We start from the raw sequence: 23,520 nt of genomic DNA, 5'->3' as shown, positions 1-23,520 counted from the left end.
CGAACAACGCAAGGCGCAGCCCCCTTTGCAAAGGGGGCGAATTACCAAGGGGAACGGACGGTCGCGAATGCGTCGAGAAAAACCCGCTTACACCCGGCGGATCTTCGCGCCCAGCTTGGACAGCTTGGCTTCGATGTTTTCGTAGCCGCGGTCGAGGTGGTAGATCCGGTCGATCGTGGTCTCGCCCTGCGCCACCAGGCCGGCCAGGATCAGCGAGGCCGAGGCGCGCAGGTCGGTCGCCATCACCGGGGCGCCGCTGAGTTTGGGCACGCCGCGGATCACCGCGGTGTGGCCGTCCACGCGGATGTCGGCGCCCAGGCGCAGCAGTTCGTTGACGTGCATGAAGCGGTTTTCGAAGATCGTCTCGTTGATCACGCCCACGCCTTCGGCCACGCAGTTGAGCGCCATGAATTGCGCCTGCATGTCGGTCGGGAACGCCGGATACGGCGCGGTCACCATGTCGATGGCGCGCGCGCGGCGGCCGCCCATGTCGAGGGTGATGCGGTCGCCGTCGACTTCGATATGGGCGCCGGCGTCGCGCAGCTTGTCGAGCACCGAGTCCAGCGTGTCGGCGCGGCTGTGGGTCGCGGTGACACGGCCGCCGGTCATCGCCGCGGCGACGAGGAAGGTGCCGGTCTCGATGCGGTCGGGCAACACGTCGTGGCTGCCGCCGTGCAATTTTTCGACGCCATGCACGACGATGCGACCGCTGCCGGCGTTCTCGACCCGCGCGCCGAGCGCATTGAGGCAGTCGGCCAGGTCGACGATCTCGGGCTCCATCGCGGCGTTTTCGAGCACGCTGGTGCCCTCGGCGAGCACCGCGGCCATCAGCACGTTCTCGGTGCCGGTGACGGTGACCACGTCGAACACGAAGCGCGCGCCCTTCAGGCGACCCTTGCGTTGCGCCTTGATGTAGCCGTTCTCGACGGTGATCTCGGCGCCGAGCGCCTGCAGGCCCTTGATGTGCTGGTCGACCGGACGCGAACCGATCGCGCAACCGCCCGGCAGCGAGACCTCGGCTTCGCCGTACTTGGCCAGCAGCGGGCCGAGCACGAGCACCGAGGCGCGCATGGTCTTGACCAGTTCGTACGGGGCGACATGGCTGTTGACCGTGGTCGGGTCGACCGTGATCGTCGCGCCTTCGCTGCGCACGCCGGCACCGAGCTCGCCGAGCAGCTTGGCGGTGGTCAGCACGTCGTGCAGCTGTGGCACGTTGCGGATCGTCACCGGCGCATCGGCCAGCAAGGTCGCGCACAGGATCGGCAACACGGCGTTCTTGGCGCCGGAAATCTGGACTTCGCCATTGAGCGGCTGCCCGCCTTCGACCACGATTTTTTGCATTTAGGGAGCCGGGTATGGGAAATGGAGAATCGTTAATGGTAAGAGCAGACGGCCGGGGACGGGTGAGGTCCCGGTGAAGTGCCGCCGGGCACCGGCCCGGTGGCGGCCGCTCGCGGCGCAGCCGCTTGGCTGGCCGCGCATCCTCGACTGCCTGCTCGGGCCGCTTGCCCGGGCCGCTTACTTCGGGTTGCCCGCTTCTTCGGGCGTCAGGGTCTTCAGCGCCAGGGCGTGGATCTCGCCGCCCATGCGCTCGCCCAGGGTCGAATAGACCAGGCGGTGGCGCGCCAGCGGCAGCTTGCCGCGAAAGGCTTCGGCGACCACGGTGGCCTCGAAGTGGACGCCGTCGTCGCCGCGCACTTGCGCTTGCGCGCCGGGCAGGCCTTGTTCGATCAGGGTGCGGATGGTTTCGGCGTTCACTACTCGAGCCTCTGGAGGATGCGGCCCGTTGCGCGGGCCAAACGATGGAGCGGCAAGCGGACGACGCAGGCGCGCTGCGCGGCCGGAGGCCGGCTGAATACGGGGTGGCCGCTGCCCAGAGCGGATCCTGCCGGGAGGGGATCCGCCGCGGGGGACGGCGCTGGGCGGACGAACCGCTTAGAATTGACGGATTAGCCTAGCGGAAAGCCCTCCGGTCCGAAATGGCGACCTTCGACACGGCCTCTCTATGACCAGCTCCGCACGCCCCGCCCTCGATCCCACCGTCCTGCAGTCGCCCGCGGCGCAGGCCGGTCTGGCCCAGAGCGGCCGGCGCGTGTTCGAGATCGAGGCCGAGGCGCTGGCCGCAGTCGCGGCCCGCATCGACGGCGATTTCACCGCCGCCTGCAACCTGGTCCTGGCCGCGCGCGGCCGGGTCGTCTGCACCGGCATGGGCAAGTCCGGCCACATCGCGCGCAAGATCGCCGCGACCCTGGCCTCGACCGGCACCCCGGCCTTCTACGTCCATCCGGGCGAAGCCGGCCACGGCGACCTGGGCATGATCACCGACGCCGACGTGGTCCTGGCCCTGTCCTATTCGGGCGAAAGCGACGAAGTGCTGATGCTGCTGCCGGTGCTCAAGCGCCAGGGCAACCGCCTGATCGCGATGACCGGCCGGCCGCAGTCGACCCTGGCGCGCGAGTCCGACGTCCACCTCGACGTCAGCGTGCCGGCCGAGGCCTGCCCGCTCGCCCTGGCGCCGACCTCCAGCACCACCGCCTCGCTGGCGATGGGCGACGCGCTCGCGGTGGCCCTGCTCGAAGCGCGCGGCTTCACCGCCGACGACTTCGCCCGTTCGCACCCGGCCGGCGCGCTCGGCCGGCGCCTGCTGCTGCACATCACCGACATCATGCACGCCGGCGACGAAGTGCCGCGGGTCCACGCCGATGCCAGCATCAGCGAAGCCCTGGTCGAGATGAGCCACAAGCGCCTGGGCATGACCGCGATCGTCGACGACGCCGGTTGCCTGATCGGTCTGTACACCGACGGCGACTTGCGCCGCACCCTCGACGACGCCGGCGTGGACCTGCGTTCGACCCGCATTTCCGAGGTCATGACCCGCTCGCCCAAGACCATCGGTGCCGACGCGCTCGCGGTCGAAGCCGCGCAGCTGATGGAGACGCACAAGATCAGCGGCCTGCTGGTCGTGGACACTGAACGCCGCGTGGTCGGCGCGCTCAATATTCACGACTTGTTGCGTGCGAGAGTGGTTTAAGAGCCGGGACTCGGGACTCGGGACTCGGGACTCGGGACTCGCAACAGCATCAGAGCTTTCCTGCCAAATTCCAAATTCCCGAAATCCGAGTCGAGTCCCGAAACCCGAGTCCCGAGTCCCGAAATACCGAGCGCCAAACCTGTGCCCTACAGTCACCTCAACGATTACCCCGCCGAAGTCCGCGAACGCGCCGCCCGCATCCGGCTGGCCTGCTTCGACGTGGACGGCACCCTGACCGACGGCCGGCTGACCTACGACAGCGAGGGGCGCGAGCTCAAGAGCTTCCACGTCCAGGACGGCCAGGGCCTGTCGCTGCTGGGCAGGTACGGCATCGCCGTGCATTTCGTCACCGCCCGCGGCGGCGTCATCGCCGCTCAGCGCGCGGCCGAGCTCGGCGCCACCGCCCACGGCGACGTCGCCGACAAGCTCGCCTGCGTGCGGCAGATCGCCGCCGGCCTGGGGCTGTCGCTGGACCAGGTCGCGTTCATGGGCGACGACCTCGCCGACCTCAAGATCCTGCCCCACGTCGGCCTGTCGGTCGCCCCCGGCAACGCCCACCCGTGGGTGCGCGAGCGCGTGCACTGGCGCACCGTGGCGCGCGGCGGCGAAGGCGCGGCGCGCGAACTGTGCGACCTGCTGCTCGGCGCGCAAGGCCATGCCGAGCGCGTGCTGACCGGTGCGCTCGGATGAGCTGGCGCGGCATGCTGACCCTGATCCTGATGGCCGCCGCGGCGCTGAGCGGCTGGGCGCTGTGGTCGCAGCGCGACAAGAACGGCGGCGACGGCCGCGCCGAGGCGCGCCCGGACTACGTGCTCAACCAGTTCGAGGCGGTCGTGCTCAACAGGCAGGGCAAGGAATCGTTCACCTTGCGCGCGCCGAAGCTGACCCGCGACCCGAACGAGAAGACCCTGGACGTCACCACCCCGCTGTTCCTGATCCCGCCGAAGGCCGGCGGCAACGGCGGGGCCTGGGAAGTGCGCTCGCAACGCGGCTGGGTCAGCGCCGAGGGCGACGAAGTGCGCCTGCGCGGCCAGGTCAAGGCCGACAGCACCAATGCCGAGGGCAAGCCGATCAACATCACCACCGAGGAACTGAACCTGTTCCCCGACACGAACAAGGCCACCTCGGCCGTTCCGGTGACGTTGATACAGCCCGGCACTATAATGAACGGGTCGGGATTGCAGGCCGATCTCGAAACCAAGAACGTCACCATTCCCAACGTCAAGGTCCGCTATGAAGCGAAAGCCCGCTAACTGGCCGGCGCTGTGCCTGGTCGCCCTTCTGCTGGCGCCGGCGGCCGCGCTCGCGCGCTCTTCGGACCGCAACCAGCCCATGGATGTCGGCGCCGACAGCAGCAACTGCTCGGTCAGCTCCGACTCCGGCCCCTGCGTGCTCACCGGCGGCGTCAAGATCGTCCAGGGCACGTTGGTCATCAACGCCGCCAAGGCCGACATCAAGCGTGCCGCGGGCGACATCAGCTTCGTCACCCTGACCGGCTCGCAGGCGACGCTGAAGCAGGAGCTCGACGACGGTTCGCCGTTCAACGGCCGCGCCAACAAGATCGAGTACGACATGCCGAAGGACACCATCGTCCTGACCGGCAACGCCTACGTCGACAAGAACGGCGACACCATCAAGAGCGAACGCATCGTCTACAACTCCAAGACCGGCCAGGTCGAGAGCGGCGGCACCGGCGGCCGCGTGAACATGCGCCTGCAGCCCAAGAGCAAGACCGCCGCGCCGGCCAAGGGAGGCGGCTGATGCTGGTCGCGCAAGGCCTGCGCAAGGCCTACCGCTCGCGCGAAGTAGTGCGCGACTTCGGCCTGACCCTGGATGCGGGCGAAGTCGTCGGCTTGCTCGGCCCCAACGGCGCCGGCAAGACCACCTGCTTCTACATGATCGTCGGCCTGGTCCCGGCCGATGCCGGCCAGATCGTCCTCGACGGCAAGGACATCACCGCCGAGCCGATGTACGCCCGCGCCAAGTACGGCGTCGGCTATTTGCCGCAGGAACCCTCGGTGTTCCGCAAGCTCAGCGTCGCCGACAACCTGCGACTGGTGCTGGAACTGCGCGACGACCTCGACCGCGCCGGCATCGAGCGCGAGCTGGCCAGCCTGATGGAGGAACTGCAGGTGACCCACGTCGCCGAGCAGCTCGGCGCCAGCCTGTCCGGCGGCGAGCGCCGCCGGGTCGAAATCGCCCGCGCCCTGGCCGCCCGCCCGCGCCTGATGCTGCTGGACGAACCCTTCGCCGGCGTCGACCCGATTTCGGTCGGCGAGATCCAGCGAATCGTGCGCCATCTCAAGAATCGCGGCATCGGAGTGTTGATCACGGACCATAACGTCCGTGAAACCTTGGGCATTTGCGACCGGGCGTATATCCTGAACGACGGTGGCGTGCTCGCGCAGGGGGCTCCGGACGCGCTGCTGGCCAATCCCGATGTCCGTCGTGTCTATCTGGGCGAACAGTTCCGTCTGTAACCTTGCGGTTACCGGGCGCGGACGACGCCCACGACGCGCGGCCCGGGCCGACAGCCATCTCAGGTCGCGTTAGCAATCGATGATGAAGCCTCGCCTCCAAGCCTCGCTCGGACAACAGCTGGTGATGACACCGCAATTGCGGCAGGCGATCCGCCTGCTGCAGTTGTCGGCTGTCGAACTGGAAGCCGAGCTGGCCACCGCGATCGAGAGCAATCCGCTGCTCGACTGGACCGATCCGTCCGCGGTCAACGAAGACGAGCCGCGCGCGCCGCCGAGCGTCGAGGAAGGCGCCGAAGCGCCGACCGCTGAGCCGGAATGGACGATGGACGACGGCGAGACGTGGTACGAACGGGTCGGCCCTTCCGACCACGACGAAGACTCGCCCGCGGCCGAACAGGTCGCCGAGGCCGAGACTCTGCACGATCACCTGCTGTGGCAACTGCACCTCAGCCCGCTGTCGCAGCGCGACCGCAGCATCGGCGTGGCCCTGATCGAGGCGATCGACGACGACGGCTATCTGCGCGAAAGCCTGTCGGCGATCGTCGAATCGCTGGCGATGGGGGTCAGCGAGGAAGAAGTCGCGACCGTGCTGCACCAGGTGCAGCGCTTCGACCCGGTCGGCTCCGGCGCGCGCTCGCTCAGCGAGTGCCTGAGCCTGCAGCTCAGCACCTTGTCCGACGACACCCCCGGCAAGACCCTGGCTTTGGTGATCGCCGGCGAACCGCTCGAACGCCTGCCGCGGATCGGCGCGACCGGGCTGGCCAACGAACTCAAGCGCGACATCGCCGAGGTCGAGACTGCGGTGCAGTTGCTGCGCTCGCTCGACCCGCGTCCCGGCGCGCAGATGGGCGCGATCTCTACCGACACTTACGTGACCCCGGACGTGGTGATCTGGCGCCAGAACGGCCTGTGGCGGGTGGCGCTGTCGGAAGCGATGCGCCCGCGCATCTCGATCCATCGCGGCTACGAAAGCATGATCCGCCACGCCAGCGCTTCCGACGCCAGCTATCTGCGCGGGCATCTGCAGGAAGCGCGCTGGCTGCTCAAGAGCCTGGAAGCGCGCGGCGACACCTTGCTCAAGGTCGCGCGCTGCCTGCTCAAGCAACAGGCCGGCTTCCTCGAATTCGGCGACAGTGCGCTGCGCCCGCTGACCCTGCGCGAGGTCGCCAACGAAGTCGGCCTGCACGAGTCCACGGTCTCGCGCGCGATCGCCCGCAAGTACGCGCGCACCCCGCGCGGGACCATGCCGCTGCGCGCCTTTTTCGCCTCCGGCATCGACACCGGCTCCGGCGGCGAGGCCTCCAGCACCGCGATCCAGGCCATGATCCGGCGCCTGATCGAGGCCGAGAACCCGCGCAAACCCTTGTCCGACGCGCGTCTGGCCGAAACTCTCAAGGCCACCGGCGTGCCGGTCGCGCGCCGCACCGTGGCCAAATATCGCGAGGCGATGAGCATCCCCTCGTCGCAGGAACGCGTGCGCATGGCGTAAGCCCGCCAGATTCCGCAAATCCGCCGGATTTCGGCTCTATTTCCCAACGAATCAGCGACTTAGGCCCGGCCTACGACCATTGTTGCGGTCTGGCCACTTGCACCTGGAACTGGGCGTGCGATGCTGGAATCCCTGGCCCCGGCCAGGGCGTCAAACAGGCCCCCGGAGCCGTCGACGACCGACGGCCCGGAGCCCAGTCTGCATTCTCCCGCGACGTGAAGGAGGTCTCCGATGCGTATCGAAACCCACGGCCAGCAACTGGAAGTCACCGCAGCCCTGCGTGACTATGTGGAAACCAAGCTGGCCCGCCTGCAGCGCCATTTCGACCAACCCTTCGACGTGCGTACCCAGCTCAGTCTCGACAAGCCCGACCATCGCGCCGAGGCCACCGTGCTCATCGCCGGCCGCACCCTGCACTGCGACGCCGCCGCCATCGACATGTACGCCGCCATCGATCTGCTCGCCGACAAGCTCGACCGCCTGCTGATGAAACACAAGAGCAAGCAAGTCGACCATCACCGCGGCGAAAGCCTCGCACGCAACGGCGAATTCGTCGGCTGAAACCGGTTTACGGGGCCCGGTCATCGATCCAGACACGCCGTCATGCCGCTTTATGAATTACTGAGTGCGGAACGGGTCGCGATCCTGGTCGAACCCGGCGATCGCAATACCGTGCTCGATGTCGCCGCGCGCATGCTCTGCGACGGTAATTCCTCCACTGCGTTCGCCCTGCGCGCAAGCCTGGGCGAACGCGAACGGCTCGCCAGCACCGCGATCGGCCACGGCGTCGCCATCCCGCATGCGCGCACGCCCCTGTTCGAACACAGCCGCGGCGCCTTTCTCAGGCTGGCCCAGCCGGTCGATTTCGGCGCCATCGACGGACGCCCGGTCGACCTGATCCTGGCCATGGCCATTCCCGAGCACCACGTCCAGCAGCATCTGCTGTTGCTGGCCGAGCTCGCCGAACGCTTCGCCGACGGCAGCTTCCTCGAGCGATTGCGCTCGGCGCCGACCGTCGCCGAGCTGAGCTACCGCCTGCTCGATCATTGCCGCCGCAGCGCGGCCTGAGCCCTGCCTTCGCAGAAACCTCGATTCGAGCGGCGCTCGCTTCGAAGCGCTTTTCCGGCAAGCGTCCCGGCGCCGCGTCGGCCCAGCGCTTTCACGCCGCAGGAGCCCCCGCCGGCTGCGCATCGGTGCGGACACTGCCATCGCTTTGCTCGTAAACTTGCGCCCATGAGCAAGAGCATCCGTGCAGGCGAACTGTTCGAACAGCAGCGCGAGCGGCTCGCCCTGCGCTGGGTGGCCGGCCAACGCGGCGACGGCCGCCTGGTCGAGGCGGTCAACACGGTCGCGCGGCGCCCGTCGCTGGCCGGCTACCTCAATGCGATCTATCCCAACAAGGTGCAGATCCTCGGCACCGAGGAGCTGACCTGGCTCGACGGCCTGGACTCGCGGCTGCGCTGGGAAACGATCGAGAAGATCATCCAGTTCCGGCCCCTGGCCCTGGTCATCAGCAAGGACCAGCCCTGCCCCGAGGACCTGCGCATCGCCGCCGAGGAAACCGACACCCCACTGTGGGTTTCGCCGCGCCGCGGCCACGAATTGCTCAACCACCTGCAATACCACCTGGCGCGCGCGCTCGCCCCGCAGATCACCCTGCACGGGGTGTTCATGGAAATCTATTCGATCGGCGTGCTGATCACCGGCGAATCCGGATCGGGCAAGAGCGAACTCGCGTTGGAGCTGGTCACCCGCGGCCATCGCCTGGTCGCCGACGATGCCCCTGAATTCACCCAGATCGCGCCCGACGTGCTCGACGGCACCTGCCCGGACATGCTCCAGGACCTGCTCGAAGTGCGCGGCCTGGGCGTGCTCAACATCCGCCAGATGTTCGGCGACACCGCGGTCAAGAACAACAAATACCTGCGCCTGATCGTGCACCTGACCAAGCCGATGAGCGAACCGATACCCGCCGGAATCGAACGCCTGACCGGCGACACCGGCATCCGCCGCGTGCTCGACCTCGACGTGCCGATGATCACCCTGCCGGTCATGCCCGGCCGCAACCTCGCCGTGCTGACCGAAGCGGCGACGCGGCTGCACAGCCTGCGCATGAAAGGCCTCGACCCGGCCGCGGCCTTCATCGCCCGGCACAGCAACTTCCTGGAGCGCGGCGAATCGTGAGCAACTCCCCTTTCGATCCCGCCGCGTCCGGCGAGGGCAGTGCCTTCACCCTGGTCATCGTCAGCGGCATGTCCGGCTCGGGCAAGTCGGTGGCGCTGAACACCTTCGAGGACCTGGGCTTCTACTGCGTCGACAACCTGCCGGCGGAACTGCTGCCGCAGTTCGTGCAGAACGTGATCAAGGCCGAGGAAGGCATGCCGACCAAGCTCGCGGTCGGCATCGACGTGCGCAACCGCCACAGCGACCTGGCCAACATCCCGGAATGGCTGTCGGCGGTCGGTGCGCTCGGTGCCGACCCGCGACTGGTGTTCTTCGAATCCAGCGACGGCGTGCTGCTCAAGCGCTACGCCGACACCCGCCGCCGCCATCCGCTGAGCCAGTTCGGCCTGGCCCTGGCCGATGCGATCTCGCTCGAACGCCAGGTGCTCAAGCCGCTGCGCCAGATCGCCGATGCGATCGTCGACACCAGCGAACTCAACGTCCATCAGCTGCGCCGCCACGTCATCACCGAATTCGCGATGGGCGGCGACGCCGGCATGTCGCTGCTGTTCGAATCCTTCGCTTACCGCCGCGGCGTGCCGGCCGATGCCGACTTCGTGTTCGATGCGCGCGGGCTGCCGAATCCGCACTGGAATCCGGCGCTGCGGCCCTTGTCGGGCCGCGACGGCGGCGTGCGCGACTATCTGGAAGCGCAGGCCGACGTGAACCTCTACGTCGAGCAGATCAGCCAGTTCCTCGACACCTGGCTGCCGCGCCTGCAGGCCGACAGCACCCGCAGCTACGCGACCATCGCCTTCGGCTGCACCGGCGGCCGGCATCGCTCGGTCTACCTGGCCGAACGCATGGCCGAACACGCCCGTACCCGCGGCTGGAACGAAGTCGCCGTGCACCATCGCGAACTCGACTGAGTACGCTGCGCGACGCTCGTCCGGCCTCGATGCGGTTTTTTTTTAGAGGTCCAGAGTCGCTAAGGAGCCGAGGGCCGCGCAAGCAGGCGACCTCGCGCGAACGGCCCCCCCCGCGCCGCTCGTCTCCGCCGCGGCTTCGCACCACGCCCGGCGCCGCCCCTGTGCATAGGCGCACTGCCGTTGGCGCGAATGGCCGCAGCGGACAAGCAAGCCATCCGTGCTGCGCCCATCGCGGCGATCTGAACCGTTCCGAGCCTCGCCGTCGACCGGCTCGGCATCCTTACAAAATTTTCCCATTGCCGTGTCGCGACGCTTGCAGGCCTCGCATTAGGTTCGGCCTGTGCCGGATGCCGAGCGCTCCGGTGCGTCCCTCCTACGGAGCACCGCCATGAAAAGCACGATCCGCCGCCTCACGCCGATGCTGCTTGCGGTCGGCGCGCTCGCCCTGGCGCCGGCGGTAATGGCCCAAGCACAGTCCGCGCCACCGGGCGATGCGATGCAGCGAACCGAGCCGCCGGTCAACGATCAACGCGGCCAGGCGCCGATGCCTCCGCCGGCCGATACCACCGTGCCGGCGAACTTTGCCGACCTCGACAGCAACGGCGACAGCAAGATCAGCCGCGACGAAGCCGCGCTCGATGCGCGCCTCGCCGCCAATTTTGCCACGCACGATCACGACGGCGACGGTGCCCTGTCCCTGGCCGAGTACCAAGCCGGTCACGGCCAGCGCAGCGGCGACAAATAACCTCTTCCCGCCGCGACCCTCCTTCCCGACAGCTGAGGATCACGATGAATACTTCCCCGACACACCCTCGCGCCCTGGCCCTGGCCTTGGGCGCCTTGCTTGCGGCCGGCCTGCTGAGCGGCTGCGACAAGCCCGACCCGGCGCCGATGGAGTCGAACGGGCCGGCTCCGGCCACGACCGACCCGGGACCGGCGCCCGCACCGGCCACGGACACCAGTCCGCCGGCCGACGCTGCACCCTCGGACTTGCCTGCGACTCATTTGCCGCCGCCGACCGATACCCCCACCGACACCCCGCCGACCCAGAATCCGCAACCGACCCCGACCGACCCGACCGCGCCCCCACCGCCGACCGCGGACCAAGCCCCGTCGAAGCAGTGACGCCGCCTCACCGATAATGCAGCGGGTCGTTTTCGCGGCCCGCTGCGTTCGTGAACCCGGTCCGCCGGCCCTGGCCAGCGCGCCTTCGATCCGCTGCCTCTCATCGCTTGGGGCGGCGTTCCGGCAACGACTGCGCGCTCCGACGCGGCGCCCTGCCCCACCACCGCCCGCTCCCTCCAGCGATCCGCGAACGCAGAATCAAACAGTTGCCCGCGCTCCCCGGCGCTCGGCCGGGCCCTGCGCTGCCATGCCCGCGGACCGCCGCATTCGGCGCTTCCGGCTTGTCACTCCGCTCTGTTAAGTTGGCGGCATGTCAGTCGGCGTCCTTCTCATCACCCATTCCGGTATCGGCAGCGCTTTGGTCGCCGTCGCCAACCGCCTGCTCAACCCCTTGCCGTTGCGCACTGAAGCGTTGGAGGTCCCGTTCGACGCCGACCCCGACGCTCTGCTGCCGCTGGCGAGCGCGGCGCTGCGCCGCGTCGACGACGGCGACGGCGTGCTGGTGTTGACCGACCTTTACGGCGCCTCGCCGAGCAACCTCGCCGCGCGCGTGTCGCGGCTGGGCACGCCGGTGCGGCGAGTGTCGGCCCTGAACCTGCCGATGCTGCTGCGGGTGATGAATTATTCGGAGCTGGAACTGGACCAACTGCCCGCGGTCGCCTCCGCCGGCGCCCGCAACGGTGTGATCCTGGATGACGCCTGACCGCATGACGCGACTCGCAACGACGCGTAAGACCATTGCCTGAGGACCCCGACATGATCGAACGCGACCTGACTGTTTCCAACCGACTCGGCCTGCACGCCCGCGCCACCGCCAAGCTGGTCCAGGTGCTGTCGGCCTTCCGCAGCAACGCCACGCTCACCGCCAAGGGCCGCGAGGTCAACGCCAAGAGCATCATGGGGGTGATGCTGCTCGCCGCCGGCCAGGGCACCCACGTCAAACTGCGCGTCGAGGGCGAGGACGAAACCAGCGCCGCCGACGCGGTGATCGCCCTGTTCGATCGTCGCTTCGACGAAGACAGCTGAGCCGGAGGCGCGCATGAGGCAGGAATTCCAGGGTCATGGTGCCTCGCGCGGCAGCGCGCTCGGCCGTGCCCGCGTCCGCTTGCCGCATGCGCTGGAAGTCGCCGAGGAACGCATCGGCCACGACCAGGTCGAGGCCGAACTGGCCCGCCTGCACGTCGCCATCGACACCGTGCGCAACGAAATGCACACCCTGCGCGAGCGCCTGCACGGCGCGCTCGCGCACGAGGTCGGCGAATTCCTCGATCTGCATACCCTGCTGCTCGACGACCCGGAGCTGCTGCACGGCCTCGACGAGCTGATCCGCAGCGGCCACTACGCCGCCGACTACGCCCTGCGTCTGCAGCGCGACCGCATCGCCTCGGTGTTCGAGGCCATGGACGACGCCTACTTCCGCAGCCGCGTCGACGACATCGACCAGGTGATCGGGCGCATCCACGCCGCGCTGCACCGGCGCGACCACGATACCTCCGGGGTAGCCGGCGAGATCCTGGTCACCGACAACGTCGCCCCGGCCGAGCTGGCGCAGTTGCAGGCCCAGGGGGTGATGGCGATCGTCACCGCCGCCGGCAGCACCCTGTCGCACAGCGCCATCCTCGCCCGCAGCCTGCATCTGCCGCTCGTGGTCGGCACCGCCCAGGCGCTGCTCAAGATCAACGACGGCGACGCCCTGGTCGTCGACGGCGCCACCGGCACGGTCATTCTCGAACCCAACGCCGAGGACCTGCGCAGCCACCGCGTGCGTACCCGCGAGCTCGCCCGCGAACGCAAGCAGTTGCACCGCCTGCGCCGCGAGCCGACCCGCACCCTCGACGGGGTCGACATCAAGCTGTACGCCAACGCCGAATCGCGCGAGGACGTAGCCGAGGCGCATTCGCTCGGCGCCGCCGGCGTCGGCCTGTACCGCACCGAATTCCTGTTCCTGCAGCGCAACGAACTGCCCGACGAAGACGAACAGTTCCGGGTCTATCGCGACGTCGTGCTCGGCATGACCGGCCGCATGGTCACCATCCGCACCCTGGACCTCGGCGCCGACAAGGCCGACAAGACCGGCCTGGCCCTGCGCGACGAACCCAACCCGGCGCTCGGCGTACGCGGCGTGCGCCTGTCGCTGGCCCGCGACGGCCTGCTCGAGACCCAGTTGCGCGCGATCCTGCGCGCCTCCGGCTACGGCCCGGTGCGGATCCTGGTGCCGATGGTCAGCTCGGCCGAAGAAATGCGCACCGTGCGCGGGCTGTTGAACCGGGTCGCCGCCGACCTGCGCCGGCAGGGCCATGAGATCGCCGATCAGGTGCCGCTCGGGGCGATGATCGAAGTGCCGGCCGCGGCGATCGCCCTGCCCGGCTACATCAACACCATCGATTTCCTGTCGATCGGCACCAACGACCTGGTCCAGTACCTGCTCGCGGTCGACCGCAACAACGAGGCGCTGAGCGAGCTGTATACGCCGCTGCATCCGGCGGTGCTGAAGGTGATCCGCGACGTGATCCGCCTGGCCCAGGCGCGCGGCAAGCCGGTCGCGGTGTGCGGCGAAATGGCCGGCGATTCGAACTTCGCCCCCTTGCTGCTGGCGCTGGGGCTCGAGGAATTCAGCCTGCACCCGGCGACCCTGCTCGAGCTGCGCCGCGCGATCCGCGGCCTCGACCTCGGCGTGCTGCGCAAGCGCGCGCCGGCACTCTTGCGGGCCCGCGACCGCGCCGGCATCGAGGCCTGGCTGCGCGCTTGAGCGCGGCCTCGGCCCGCGCTGCCTCGGCTCGGTACGTCGCGTCGTTCATCCGGGCGGCCCGATCACGCTGTCTTCCGACGCGAACGTGAAAGCTGGGCTTTGTAAGCTGCAGGGGCGATAATCGCCGCATGAACATCTGACCCTCGCCGGCTTCGTGGCCGCGTCCGTCACCCGCCAGGAAGTACCGTATGGCCGAAGCCGTCCGCCACGACAAAACCGCACGTCAGCTGCGCCTGCTTTCCGACGCACTCGACAGCGGTCGTCTGGGGCCGGTGCGGCGCCTGGTCAACACCCTGTCCCCGGCCGAGATCGGCAACCTGCTCGAGTCGCTGCCTCCGGGCAAGCGCGTGGTGGTATGGGGCCTGGTCGACCCGGAAGACGACGGCGAGGTGCTGGTCCACGTCGGCGAGGAAGTGCGCGAAAGCCTGCTCGCGGACATGGACACCGACGAGATCGTCGCCGCGGTCGAAGACCTCGACATCGACGACCTCGCCGACCTGGTCGAAGACCTGCCCGACACCGTCATCGACGAAGTGCTCAAGTCGATGGACCGCGAGAACCGCGAGCGGCTCGAACAGGTCCTGTCGTATCCGGAAGATACCGCCGGCCGCCTGATGAACCCGGACGTGGTGACGGTGCGCGCCGACACCACCATCGACGTGGTGCTGCGCTACCTGCGCCTGCGCGGCGAATTGCCCGAACACACCGATCACCTGTACGTGGTCAGCCGCCGTCATCAATACCTCGGCCGCATCGCCCTGGCCGCCCTGCTCACCCACGAGCCCGGCACCGCGATCAACAAGCTGATCGACGACGAACAGCCGGCGATCGACGTCGGCGAGACCGCCGCCGAAGTCGCCCGCCAATTCTCCGACCACGACTGGATCAGCGCCCCGGTCGTCGACGACAACAACATCCTGCTCGGCCGCATCACCATCGACGACGTGGTCGACATCATCCGCGAACAGGCCGAACACCAGGCCTTGAGCGCGGCCGGCCTGGACGAGGACGAAGACTTGTTCAGCCCGGTGCGGCGCGCGTTCCGGCGCCGCCTGATCTGGCTGTCGATCAATCTGTGCACGGCCTTCCTCGCCGCCAGCGTGGTCGGCCAGTTCGAGGACAGCATCGCCAAGCTGGTCGCCCTGGCGGCGCTGATGCCGATCGTCGCCGGCATGGGCGGCAACGCCGGCACCCAGGTGCTCGCGTTGATGATCCGCGGTCTGGCCCTCGGCCAGATCGGCGCCTCCAACGTCGGCGTGCTGCTGCGCAAGGAATTGATGGTCGCGCTGATCAACGGCCTCGTGCTCGGCGTGGGCCTGGGCCTGATCGTACTGGCCTGGTTCCGCCAGCCCGGCCTGTCGCTGGTGATCGGCGCCGCCCTGACCATCAACCTGCTGACCGCCGCCGCGGGCGGCGTGCTGGTGCCGATCACGCTCAAGCGGCTCGGCTTCGACCCGGCCCTCGCCGGCGGCGTGATGCTGACCACCCTCACCGACGTGATGGGCTTTCTGAGCTTCCTCGGCCTGGCGACGCTGATTTTGATTCGCTAGTCCTGATTCGCCAGCGCCGATTCGCCAGCGCTGATCCCCGAGTCCTGATTGCCAGTCCTTGTCAGGCACCGAGCGCGACCGTTCGTACCCGGACGAGCGGCGACGGCGCCGCCGCAGCCGCCGGCTAAGATCGCCGCATGTTGCAGGAAGCAGACATCGAACAGGCCGTGGACCTGCAGGCGCGCAGCTACGCCCTGCTGAAGTGGATGGCCGAAGGAATCCGGCGCGGCTTCATCGGCTTCGACGCCGCCCATGCCTATGCCCACGACGCCCAGGCCGCCGCGGCCTGGATCGAACGCCATTACGCCGATCTGCCGCCGGCGGCGCGTCCGCCGCGCGAACACCTCGCCGCGTTCTGCCGTTTGTTCACGACGTATCTCGACGGCGGCCAGCGCTTGGTCCGCGATCCGGGCCAGCGCCTGTACTCGCCGGATGCGCATTGCTTCTGCGAGATGTGCAGTTGGTACATCCACAACGCCTCGCTGAAGGCGCGCACGATCTCCAGCGGCGACCGCCGTCGTGCCGACCGGCAGATGCGCCACAGCCTCGACGAACTGGCGCTGGAGCACGACCGCCTGCTCGAAGACGGCGAGGTCGACCGGCTGATGCGCGATGCCTCGTTCCGCGAAGCCCTGGCGCTGTATGCCTATACCGAGACCCTGCTGCGCCGGCTGCGCGGCGGCGGCGCCGAGATCGGTGTGCCGCTGGTGCTGTGGCGGCGCTTCGCCTGGACCGAACAGGGCGCGCCCAAGCGCAAGTACCGCCTCAGTGCCGTGTCGATCCTCGAGGCGTCGGCCCTGCTGCGGCAGCGCCTGGCCGCGCTGGGCTGAAGTGGACCGTACGAAGTCGATACTGCGACGCCGGTAGCGCGTCGCGCTTGAACCGCTGCCGGACGCGGCCGATGATGCGGGCAACCGCTCCGGAGAATGCCGATGCCGACTGGCCGCCCGCTTCGTCTCGCCGTCGCGTTATTGCTGGGCGGCTCGCTGCTGTTCGGCGCCGCTTGCGCCCCTTCGTCGACCCGACCCGATACCGCCTCCATGTCCGACCCGAGAACGCACGGCCAGTTCGTTTCGCGCCAACTCGAGCGCGACGGCATCGTCCATCGTTACCAGGTGTTCCTGCCTTCGCGCCGCGCCGGCGGCGAGCGCCCCGCGCTGATCATGTTCCTGCACGGCTCGGGCGAACGCGGCAACGACAACCGCAAGCAGGTCGAGGTCGGGCTCGGGCCGGTGGTCCGTTCGCGTCTCGACGAATTCCCGGCGATCGTCGTGTTCCCGCAGATTCATTCCGACGAGGCCGACCTCGAACGCTTCGGCGATACCGCTTTCGCGATCCTCGATGCGGTGCAGGCCGAGTTCGGCGGCGACCCACAGCGGGTGTTGCTGACCGGCTTGTCGCTGGGCGGCTACGCGAGTTTCGAACTCGCCCTGATGCAGCCCGAGCGCTTCGCCGCGGTGGTGCCGATCTGCGGCGGCTTCGACCCGCCCGAAGCGCAGTTCGTCGCCCGCCGCAAGGCCCTCGGCGGCGTATCCAGCCACGACGAAGCCGCACGCAAACTGCGCGGCATTCCGTTCTGGGTCTTCCATGGCGCGAAGGACGACGTGGTCTCGGTGGAGAACTCGCGCCAGATGGTCGATGCCCTGAAGCGCGCCGGCGCCGACGTGCGCTACACCGAATTTCCGGACACCGGCCACAACGCCTGGGACCCGGCCTATGCGACCGCCGAGCTATGGCCGTGGCTGTTCGCGCAGCGGCGTTGAGGGTGGACGCGCGGATGGGTGCGGGGAGAGCCAATCCCCACCCCTCCCGAATAGGGGAATCATTCGGGAGGGTTTTAAAGCGACTGGGTTCTTCGCGATACGATTCGGAAGCGTCTCGGTACGTCGTGGGCCCGGCCGGCGATCACGACGCAGCCGGCTCGAAGATTCTTGTCTTCGGAACACGGCGAAATCGCCCGAGCCCCCTTTTGGGAGGGCGCTGTTGCTGTTGTACCTACCCTAGCCGCAGCCTCTACCCGGCAACCCCGCTCAAGCCTTCTTCAGGAACTCGGTCTTCAGGCACCAGCCCCTTGACCTTGTCGACGTTGCACTCGATCTCGCCCTCCTCGTCAGTCAGGCGGATGTTCTTGCACAAGGTGCCGCGCTTGAGGGTCACCGAGGTGCCCTTCACTTTCAAATCCTTGATCAGCAGCACCGAGTCGCCATCGGCGAGCGGGGTGCCGTTGCTGTCTTTCACGATCATGTCGGTATCCGGTAAGCGGCCGCACCGAAGGGCACGGCGAAGGTTCAGCCCCTGAGCAGGGCCTCGAGCACCGCCATGCGCACGGCGACGCCGTTGGCGACCTGGGTCAGGATCAGCGATTGCGGGCCGTCGGCGACTTCGTCGGTGATCTCGACGCCGCGGTTCATCGGCCCCGGGTGCATCACCACCGCATCGGCCGCCGCGCGCTTGAGGCGCGCCGAGGTCAAACCGTAATCGCGGTGGTAGTCCTGCAGGGAACTGACCAGTCCCTCTTCCATGCGCTCGCGCTGCAGGCGCAGCATCATCACCGCATCGACGCCGTCGAGTGCGGCGTCGAAGTCCTGAGTCACGGTGCAGCCGTCGAGGGTGCCGTCGTCGGGCAGCAGCGACACCGGGCCGCAGACGCGGATCTCGCCGGCGCCGAGCGTGCGCAGGGCCTGCAAATCCGAGCGCGCGACGCGCGAATGCTTGACGTCGCCGATCAGCGCCACCCGCAGGCGCGAGAAGTCGCGGCCCTTGGCTTGGCGCAGGCTGAGCATGTCGAGCAGGCCCTGGGTCGGGTGCGCGCTGCGGCCGTCGCCGGCGTTGACCAGGCAGGTGCCTTCGCGCGCCTGTGCGGCGAGCGCGGCGACGGCGCCGTCTTCGCGATGGCGGACGATGAAACCGCGCACGCCCATCGCCTCGATGTTCTTGAGGGTGTCGAGCGCGGTCTCGCCCTTGCTGGTCGACGAGGTCGAGGCGTCGAAATTCAACACATGCGCGCCCAATTGCTGCGCGGCGAGCTGGAAGCTCAGGCGGGTGCGGGTGGAGGGTTCGAAAAACAGGGTGCAGACCGCGATGCCGTCGAGCGCGCGGCGGTCGTAATGGCCCTCGGCGAAGGCTTGGGCGCGGATCAGCAGGGCTTCCAGCGTGTCGCGCGAGGCGTCGGCCAGGCTCAGCAGATGGCGCGAGCCGGCGACGGCGGAAACAGGGGCATTCATATGTGCGGAAGCTCGTCGATATCGGTTGCGTCGTCGGGTGAAGCCAGCCAGCGCTCGACGATCACCGCCGCGGCCACCGCATCGAGCGCCTCGGCATCGCGGCGGCGTTTGCGGCCTTCGGCGCGATCGGCGGCGAAACGGTGCGCGGCCTCGATCGAGCTGGAGCGCTCGTCGACCAGCACTACCGGTAGCTTGTAGCGCACGCGCAGTTGCCGGGCGAAATCGAGAGCGCGGGTACGCGCGGGCTGATCGCCGCCGTCCAGGGTCATCGGGTCGCCGACGATGAAACCGTCGGGTCGCCATTCCTTATGCAGGCGGTCGATCGTGCCCCAATCGGGGCCGGCGCCGTGCACGTCGATGACCGCCAGCGCGCGTGCGCCGTAGCCGAAGGCGCTGCCGACGGCCACGCCGATGCGGCGCGAACCCACGTCGAACCCGAGCACGGTACCGTCCCGACGGATGCTGGGGGGCTTGCTCGCCACCGAACTCATGCGTGACCGGCGTAGTCGGCCAGGTGGGCGAAATCGACGCCGATGCGCCCCGCCGCCGCCTGCCAACGCGCGTCCAGCGGCAGCTCGAACAGCAGCTCGGCGTCGGCCGGCGCAGTCAGCCAGTCGTTCTCGGTGATCTCGTGTTCGAGCTGGCCCGAACCCCAGCCGGCGCAGCCCAGGGCGACGATGGCGTTGTCCGGGCCTTCGCCCTTGGCCATCGCCTCGAGGATGTCGCGCGAGGTGGTCAGGAACAGGTCGTTGCCGATCACCAGGGTCGAGTCCCAGCGGGTGCCGCCGTCGTGCAGCACGAACCCGCGTTCCGGATGGACCGGGCCGCCGGCCAGCACGACCTGCGAACGCAGCGACTCGTCGCCGCCGTCCACGCCCATCTGCCCGAATACTTCGCCGAGCGTGTATTCGGACGGGCGGTTCACCACGATGCCCATCGCACCGTCGTCGTCGTGCTGGCAGATCAGCGCCACGCTGCGCGAGAAATTGGTATCGGCCAGCGCGGACAGCGCGATCAGGACCTGATTGGCGAGGGGTGTGGGCATCACGGACATGGCCCCATTCTAACCGCCCCAGCGTGAAATCGGACTCGATAACCTCCGGTCCGCGGCTGCCGCCGGCGGGCCTGCGTCCCGAATCCGGGACCTGTCCCGGCTTGCGTCCAGCTTGCGTTCCGGCTTGCGTCTGGGCGCGCGACCGGCCTATCGACCACGCCCCCGCCTCTGGATTCCCCTGGGCCCGGGCACCACAATCCAGGTCCGCGTCCCACGAGGTTCCCATGTCGGGCTATTGCGACATCGCGCCGGGCCATCCGGTCCACGGCGACTATCACGATCACGAATACGGCTATGCGCGGCGCGACGAAGCCGAGCTGTTCGAGCGCCTGATCCTGGAGATCAACCAGGCCGGCCTGAGCTGGGAAACGATCCTGCGCAAGCGCGAGGGCTTCCGCCGTGCGTACGACGGATTCGACGTCGACACCGTCGCCGGGTACGGCGAGAGCGAGCGCCTGCGCCTGCTCGAAGACGCCGGCATCATCCGCAACCGGCTCAAGGTCGACGCCGCGATTCACAACGCCCAGGTGATTCAGGGGCTGCGCGCCAGCCACGGCGGCTTCGCCGAATGGCTGGACGCCCACCTGCTGCTGGACGGCCGCCCGCGCGACAAGGCCGCATGGATCAAGCTGTTCAAGCAGACCTTCCGCTTCACCGGGGGCGAGATCACCAACGAATTCCTGATGAGCCTGGGCTACCTGCCCGGGGCGCATCGCGAAGATTGCCCGGCCTACCGGCGCATCGAGCAGCAGGGCCCGTATTGGCGGCAAGCCCAGGCTCAGGCCGATACGGCGCCGGCGGCGTCCAAGGCGGTGCCCAAGCCCGCTGCGAAAAAAACCGCCGCGAAACAGGCCGCCACGAAACAGCCGGCGGCAAGAACGGTCGCGAAAAAGCGCGTGGCGAAAAAACCGGCAGCGAAACCGGCCACGAAAAACACCGCCGCGAACAAGGCCGCGAGCAAAGCACCCGCGCGTAAGCCGCGCCGTAACGGCTGAAACCGAACGCCGCCGACGGCAACGCCGCGCCCGCCTTCGGCCGGGCCGGCATTGCCGTAAGGACCGCGGCCCCCGATCAAGGACCGACCATGAGCACGCCCCCCGCACTGCCCCGTTCCACGCGCGTCTTCATCGTCGCCATCGCCCTGCTGCAAGGCCTGTTGCTGTACTTGGCCCGCAGCGGCCACGGCTTCGAGGGCCACGGCGCGCAGATCGGCTGGTATGCGATGGTGCTGTCGGTGCCGAGCGCGATGATCCTGTCGGTGCAGGCCTTGCGCGACCGCCGCTTTTGGGAACACAGCCTCGGCTTGGCCGCGATCTGCGCCGCCCTGGCCGGGTGGGCCGGCTGGAGCGCCACCGGTGCACCCGACATCAAGGCCGGCGCGGTGCTGTGGCCGTTCGGCGTCAGCCTGGCGCTCGCCACGTTCATCGCCCTGCCCTACCTGCAATGCCGGATCCAACACCGGCGCTGGAGCGCGCCGTACCCGGATCTGTTCGAGTACGGCTGGCAGAACGCCCTGACTTTGATCCTGACCGGCGTGTTCGTCGGCATCAGCTGGAGCGTGCTCGCGCTGTGCGCAGTCTTGTTCGAATTGATCGGCATCGAGTTCTTCGGCGAACTGTTCGCCGATCCGCGCTTCGTCTTTCTCGCCACCGGCACCATGGCCAGCCTCGGCATCCTGGTCGGCCGCACCCAACAGCGGCCGGTGCAGGTCGCGCGCCAGATCCTGTTCGCGATCTTCAAGGGCCTGTTGCCTTTGCTGTCGCTGATCGCGGTGCTGTTCGTCGCCAGCCTGCCGTTCACCGGGCTCGAAGCCCTGTGGCGCACGCGCTCGGCGAGCATGATCCTGATGAGCCTGATCGCGGTGCTGGTGCTGTTCGTCAACGCGGTCTACCAAGACGGCCAGGGCGAACCGCCCTACCCAGCGTGGCTGCGGCGCATCGTCGAGGCCGCCCTGCTGAGCCTGCCGATCTATGCCGCCCTCGGCCTGTACGCCCTGGGCCTGCGCATCGCCCAGCATGGCTGGACCGGCGACCGCTTCTGGGCCCTGGCCGCCTCGCTGCTGCTGAGCGGGTATGCCTTCGGCTACGCCTGGGCCGCATTGCGCCCGCGCATGGGTTGGCTGCAGCCGCTGATGCGGGTCAACATCGTCGTCTCGTTGGCGGCAATGGCGATCGCCATCGCCGCCAACTCCTGGCTGCTCGACCCGCACCGGCTCAGCGTCGGCGACCAACTCGCGCGCCTGCACGACGGCCGCATCGCCGCGGAAGACTTCGACCTCAAGCACCTGCGCTTCCACAGCGGCCGCCGCGGCTACGAGGCGTTGCTGGCCCTACGCCGGGACCCGAAGTTCGCCACGGCCGCGGAGAAAGCCGAGCTCGAACGCGTGATCGCACTCCAACACCCGTGGGGCTACAACGCCAACCGCTACGGCAAAACACCGAGCAGCCTGGCCGCAATGAGCCGGCACATCAAACCCGCACCCGGCGCCGACGCACCCGACCCGGCCTGGTTGCAGAACGTGCTCGACAGAAAGCTGTCCACGCCCGACTGCCTCGACGAACAGGCCGAATGCCTGCTGTTTACCCCCGACCTGGACCGCGACGGCCGCAACGACTACCTGCTGTGCAGCACCCACCAGTACGGCGCCAGCTGTTTCGTCTACGCCCTCGACGACGGCGCCTGGGTCAAGATCGGCAGCAGCTACCTCGGCGACCGTTTCGAAGCGATCCAACCGGCCCTGCGCAAAGGCGACATCCGCCCGGTGCCCCGCCGCTGGGCCGATTATCAATTCGGCGAGGGTGGCGAGGTAATTCGGCTGGAGCTTGAGCGCGTGGAGCGGGCAAAGGCGACTGCGCCGACTGCTACTGCGAAACCTGAGTAACCCCAACTGCGCCTGATCGCCGCTTCCTTGTAGGAGCAGCGTAAGCCGCGACCAAGCTTCGCGGTGGTGGGACGGCTCAGCTTGTTCCCATTCGTAATGGTACCAAGCCAGCCCGAACGACACCGCTTCATTGCTCCCTGCGCACACTCATAGCGTCATCTCAAATAAATATCGATCGGAAACAGCTTGCTCAGCTCGGACACTCTCTTTGCCCGGACCAAGCCATTGCAGCCTGATATTTCACTTTCACGAAAATGTGCCTAATCGAGCCCCGGCACTCACTCAACACCAGACACCCCTCCTCTTCGCCAAGTACGTACCTGTTCGCTGCTAAAGCAAATATCGCAGTTCTCTGACGACATATATGTGCCGCCTTTGTGCAAGTTGAAGGAGCTGGCGACTCATATCCTCAGACCCGAGCGTCTCCATGTGCCTCGCCCCTCTTCTCTGCCCATGTAAAACAGGGCAAGACCAAAATCAGCGATGCGGCACCGACGCAGGAAACAGCATAGGAACGCACACCAATCACACCAAGGATGATTTCTTAATAAATTTCACCCTAGCTATTCATTAATCGCAAATCAGAGCAATCACTCCGGACGGAGCAAGCTTTTCCTATGCAAAGCCCCCCTTTCGATTTCCACAAACCACGTCCTTCGTACTTTCGAAGGTGTACGAGCCTCAATGGGCACAACATATCGTTCCTGGCAAACAGAAACGGGGCCTATGTCGATGATATCAACTTTTAACCCGACCTCCAAAATGAAGAAGTCTGCAGCACCCCTCTCCATTTCAGAACCTTCTTCACCTTGCATTAGAACGCAGCCAGGCGCCAAAGGAGCAAC

The 23,520-nt window shown here is 68.0% G+C and carries 24 protein-coding genes and 2 pseudogenes; 20 read left to right on the top strand and 6 right to left on the bottom strand.

Translation table 11 applies throughout. The features are described from left to right. Positions 1-87: 87 nt before the first annotated feature. Entirely contained in the window at positions 88-1,341 is a 1,254-nt protein-coding gene (gene murA / locus AC6CH2_RS14330) for a UDP-N-acetylglucosamine 1-carboxyvinyltransferase (protein WP_498269799.1), read from the bottom strand. Positions 1,342-1,518: 177 nt separating this feature from the next. After that, positions 1,519-1,758: a BolA family protein gene (locus AC6CH2_RS14325; protein ID WP_435394365.1), complete on the bottom strand. Its 240-nt coding sequence runs from the start codon at positions 1,756-1,758 to the stop codon at positions 1,519-1,521. Between the two features lie 247 nt (positions 1,759-2,005). Between AC6CH2_RS14325 and AC6CH2_RS14320 the strand changes: the two genes are divergently transcribed. The 18 genes from AC6CH2_RS14320 (at position 2,006) to AC6CH2_RS14235 (ending at position 17,279) form a co-directional block, all read left to right on the top strand. Continuing rightward, complete coding sequence (locus AC6CH2_RS14320) at positions 2,006-3,031, top strand: KpsF/GutQ family sugar-phosphate isomerase (protein WP_498269798.1); 1,026 nt, start codon at positions 2,006-2,008, stop codon at positions 3,029-3,031. Between the two features lie 141 nt (positions 3,032-3,172). Then, entirely contained in the window at positions 3,173-3,721 is a 549-nt protein-coding gene (locus tag AC6CH2_RS14315; protein ID WP_498269797.1) for a KdsC family phosphatase, read from the top strand. After that, positions 3,718-4,284: an LPS export ABC transporter periplasmic protein LptC gene (gene lptC / locus AC6CH2_RS14310; protein ID WP_498269796.1), complete on the top strand. Its 567-nt coding sequence runs from the start codon at positions 3,718-3,720 to the stop codon at positions 4,282-4,284. The genes AC6CH2_RS14315 and lptC overlap by 4 nt, the downstream gene beginning before the upstream one ends. Further along, positions 4,265-4,792 carry a lipopolysaccharide transport periplasmic protein LptA gene (lptA, locus tag AC6CH2_RS14305; RefSeq protein ID WP_498269795.1) on the top strand — a complete coding sequence of 176 codons (528 nt, stop codon included), beginning with the start codon at positions 4,265-4,267 and terminating at the stop codon, positions 4,790-4,792. Before lptC ends, lptA begins: the two co-directional genes overlap by 20 nt. Next, on the top strand, positions 4,792-5,511 hold the full coding sequence (gene lptB / locus AC6CH2_RS14300) for an LPS export ABC transporter ATP-binding protein (protein ID WP_435394360.1): 720 nt from the start codon (positions 4,792-4,794) through the stop codon (positions 5,509-5,511). The genes lptA and lptB overlap by 1 nt, the downstream gene beginning before the upstream one ends. A gap of 82 nt (positions 5,512-5,593) precedes the next feature. Beyond that, positions 5,594-7,000 carry an RNA polymerase factor sigma-54 gene (locus AC6CH2_RS14295; protein WP_498269794.1) on the top strand — a complete coding sequence of 469 codons (1,407 nt, stop codon included), beginning with the start codon at positions 5,594-5,596 and terminating at the stop codon, positions 6,998-7,000. A gap of 231 nt (positions 7,001-7,231) precedes the next feature. Next, entirely contained in the window at positions 7,232-7,561 is a 330-nt protein-coding gene (hpf, locus tag AC6CH2_RS14290) for a ribosome hibernation-promoting factor, HPF/YfiA family (RefSeq protein WP_031370939.1), read from the top strand. Between the two features lie 42 nt (positions 7,562-7,603). Next, complete coding sequence (locus AC6CH2_RS14285; protein WP_498269793.1) at positions 7,604-8,068, top strand: PTS sugar transporter subunit IIA; 465 nt, start codon at positions 7,604-7,606, stop codon at positions 8,066-8,068. 165 nt (positions 8,069-8,233) lie between these two features. After that, entirely contained in the window at positions 8,234-9,184 is a 951-nt protein-coding gene (hprK, locus tag AC6CH2_RS14280) for an HPr(Ser) kinase/phosphatase (protein ID WP_441330420.1), read from the top strand. After that, a complete protein-coding gene (gene rapZ, locus AC6CH2_RS14275) occupies positions 9,181-10,092 on the top strand; it encodes an RNase adapter RapZ (protein WP_498269792.1) in 912 nt (303 codons plus the stop codon). Before hprK ends, rapZ begins: the two co-directional genes overlap by 4 nt. 388 nt (positions 10,093-10,480) lie before the next feature. Next, positions 10,481-10,837 (top strand): EF-hand domain-containing protein, encoded by a 357-nt coding sequence (locus tag AC6CH2_RS14270; RefSeq protein ID WP_498269791.1) that lies wholly within the window; start codon positions 10,481-10,483, stop codon positions 10,835-10,837. Positions 10,838-10,881: 44 nt separating this feature from the next. Beyond that, a complete protein-coding gene (locus AC6CH2_RS14265; protein ID WP_498269790.1) occupies positions 10,882-11,217 on the top strand; it encodes a hypothetical protein in 336 nt (111 codons plus the stop codon). Positions 11,218-11,527: 310 nt separating this feature from the next. Beyond that, positions 11,528-11,920 carry a PTS sugar transporter subunit IIA gene (locus AC6CH2_RS14260; protein WP_435394354.1) on the top strand — a complete coding sequence of 131 codons (393 nt, stop codon included), beginning with the start codon at positions 11,528-11,530 and terminating at the stop codon, positions 11,918-11,920. A gap of 53 nt (positions 11,921-11,973) precedes the next feature. Continuing rightward, positions 11,974-12,243 (top strand): HPr family phosphocarrier protein, encoded by a 270-nt coding sequence (locus AC6CH2_RS14255; protein ID WP_498269789.1) that lies wholly within the window; start codon positions 11,974-11,976, stop codon positions 12,241-12,243. 13 nt (positions 12,244-12,256) lie between these two features. Next, positions 12,257-13,966, top strand: a complete 1,710-nt coding sequence (ptsP, locus tag AC6CH2_RS14250) for a phosphoenolpyruvate--protein phosphotransferase (RefSeq protein ID WP_498269788.1) — start codon at positions 12,257-12,259, stop codon at positions 13,964-13,966. Between the two features lie 188 nt (positions 13,967-14,154). After that, complete coding sequence (gene mgtE / locus AC6CH2_RS14245; RefSeq protein ID WP_435394352.1) at positions 14,155-15,516, top strand: magnesium transporter; 1,362 nt, start codon at positions 14,155-14,157, stop codon at positions 15,514-15,516. A 137-nt stretch (positions 15,517-15,653) separates the two neighbouring features. Continuing rightward, a complete protein-coding gene (locus tag AC6CH2_RS14240; protein WP_435394351.1) occupies positions 15,654-16,346 on the top strand; it encodes a hypothetical protein in 693 nt (230 codons plus the stop codon). A 210-nt stretch (positions 16,347-16,556) separates the two neighbouring features. Then, the gene (locus AC6CH2_RS14235; RefSeq protein ID WP_498269787.1) at positions 16,557-17,279 is read left to right on the top strand and encodes a carboxylesterase family protein; all 723 of its coding nucleotides are present in this window, start codon (positions 16,557-16,559) and stop codon (positions 17,277-17,279) included. A 267-nt stretch (positions 17,280-17,546) separates the two neighbouring features. Here the strand turns inward: AC6CH2_RS14235 and AC6CH2_RS14230 are convergent. From AC6CH2_RS14230 to AC6CH2_RS14215, 4 genes and pseudogenes are all read right to left on the bottom strand, one after another. After that, positions 17,547-17,757 (bottom strand): annotated as a pseudogene (locus tag AC6CH2_RS14230) (alkylphosphonate utilization protein); the annotation flags it as partial. A gap of 47 nt (positions 17,758-17,804) precedes the next feature. Continuing rightward, the gene (locus AC6CH2_RS14225; protein WP_498269786.1) at positions 17,805-18,740 is read right to left on the bottom strand and encodes an aspartate carbamoyltransferase catalytic subunit; all 936 of its coding nucleotides are present in this window, start codon (positions 18,738-18,740) and stop codon (positions 17,805-17,807) included. Beyond that, on the bottom strand, positions 18,737-19,222 hold the full coding sequence (ruvX, locus tag AC6CH2_RS14220; RefSeq protein WP_435394348.1) for a Holliday junction resolvase RuvX: 486 nt from the start codon (positions 19,220-19,222) through the stop codon (positions 18,737-18,739). Before ruvX ends, AC6CH2_RS14225 begins: the two co-directional genes overlap by 4 nt. A gap of 5 nt (positions 19,223-19,227) precedes the next feature. Next, positions 19,228-19,794, bottom strand: coding sequence for a YqgE/AlgH family protein (locus AC6CH2_RS14215; RefSeq protein WP_435394347.1), 567 nt, complete (start codon positions 19,792-19,794; stop codon positions 19,228-19,230). A 224-nt stretch (positions 19,795-20,018) separates the two neighbouring features. Here AC6CH2_RS14215 and AC6CH2_RS14210 point away from each other — a divergent pair. Continuing rightward, positions 20,019-20,585 (top strand): annotated as a pseudogene (locus AC6CH2_RS14210) (DNA-3-methyladenine glycosylase I); the annotation flags it as partial. A gap of 293 nt (positions 20,586-20,878) precedes the next feature. Continuing rightward, positions 20,879-22,675, top strand: coding sequence for a DUF4153 domain-containing protein (locus AC6CH2_RS14205; RefSeq protein WP_498269785.1), 1,797 nt, complete (start codon positions 20,879-20,881; stop codon positions 22,673-22,675). Positions 22,676-23,520: the final 845 nt, after the last annotated feature.

Source organism: Lysobacter sp. GQ73 (genome assembly GCF_059758755.1).
The sequence above is the reverse complement of the archived record's forward strand: the minus strand, read 5'-3'. Positions and strand labels throughout refer to the sequence as shown.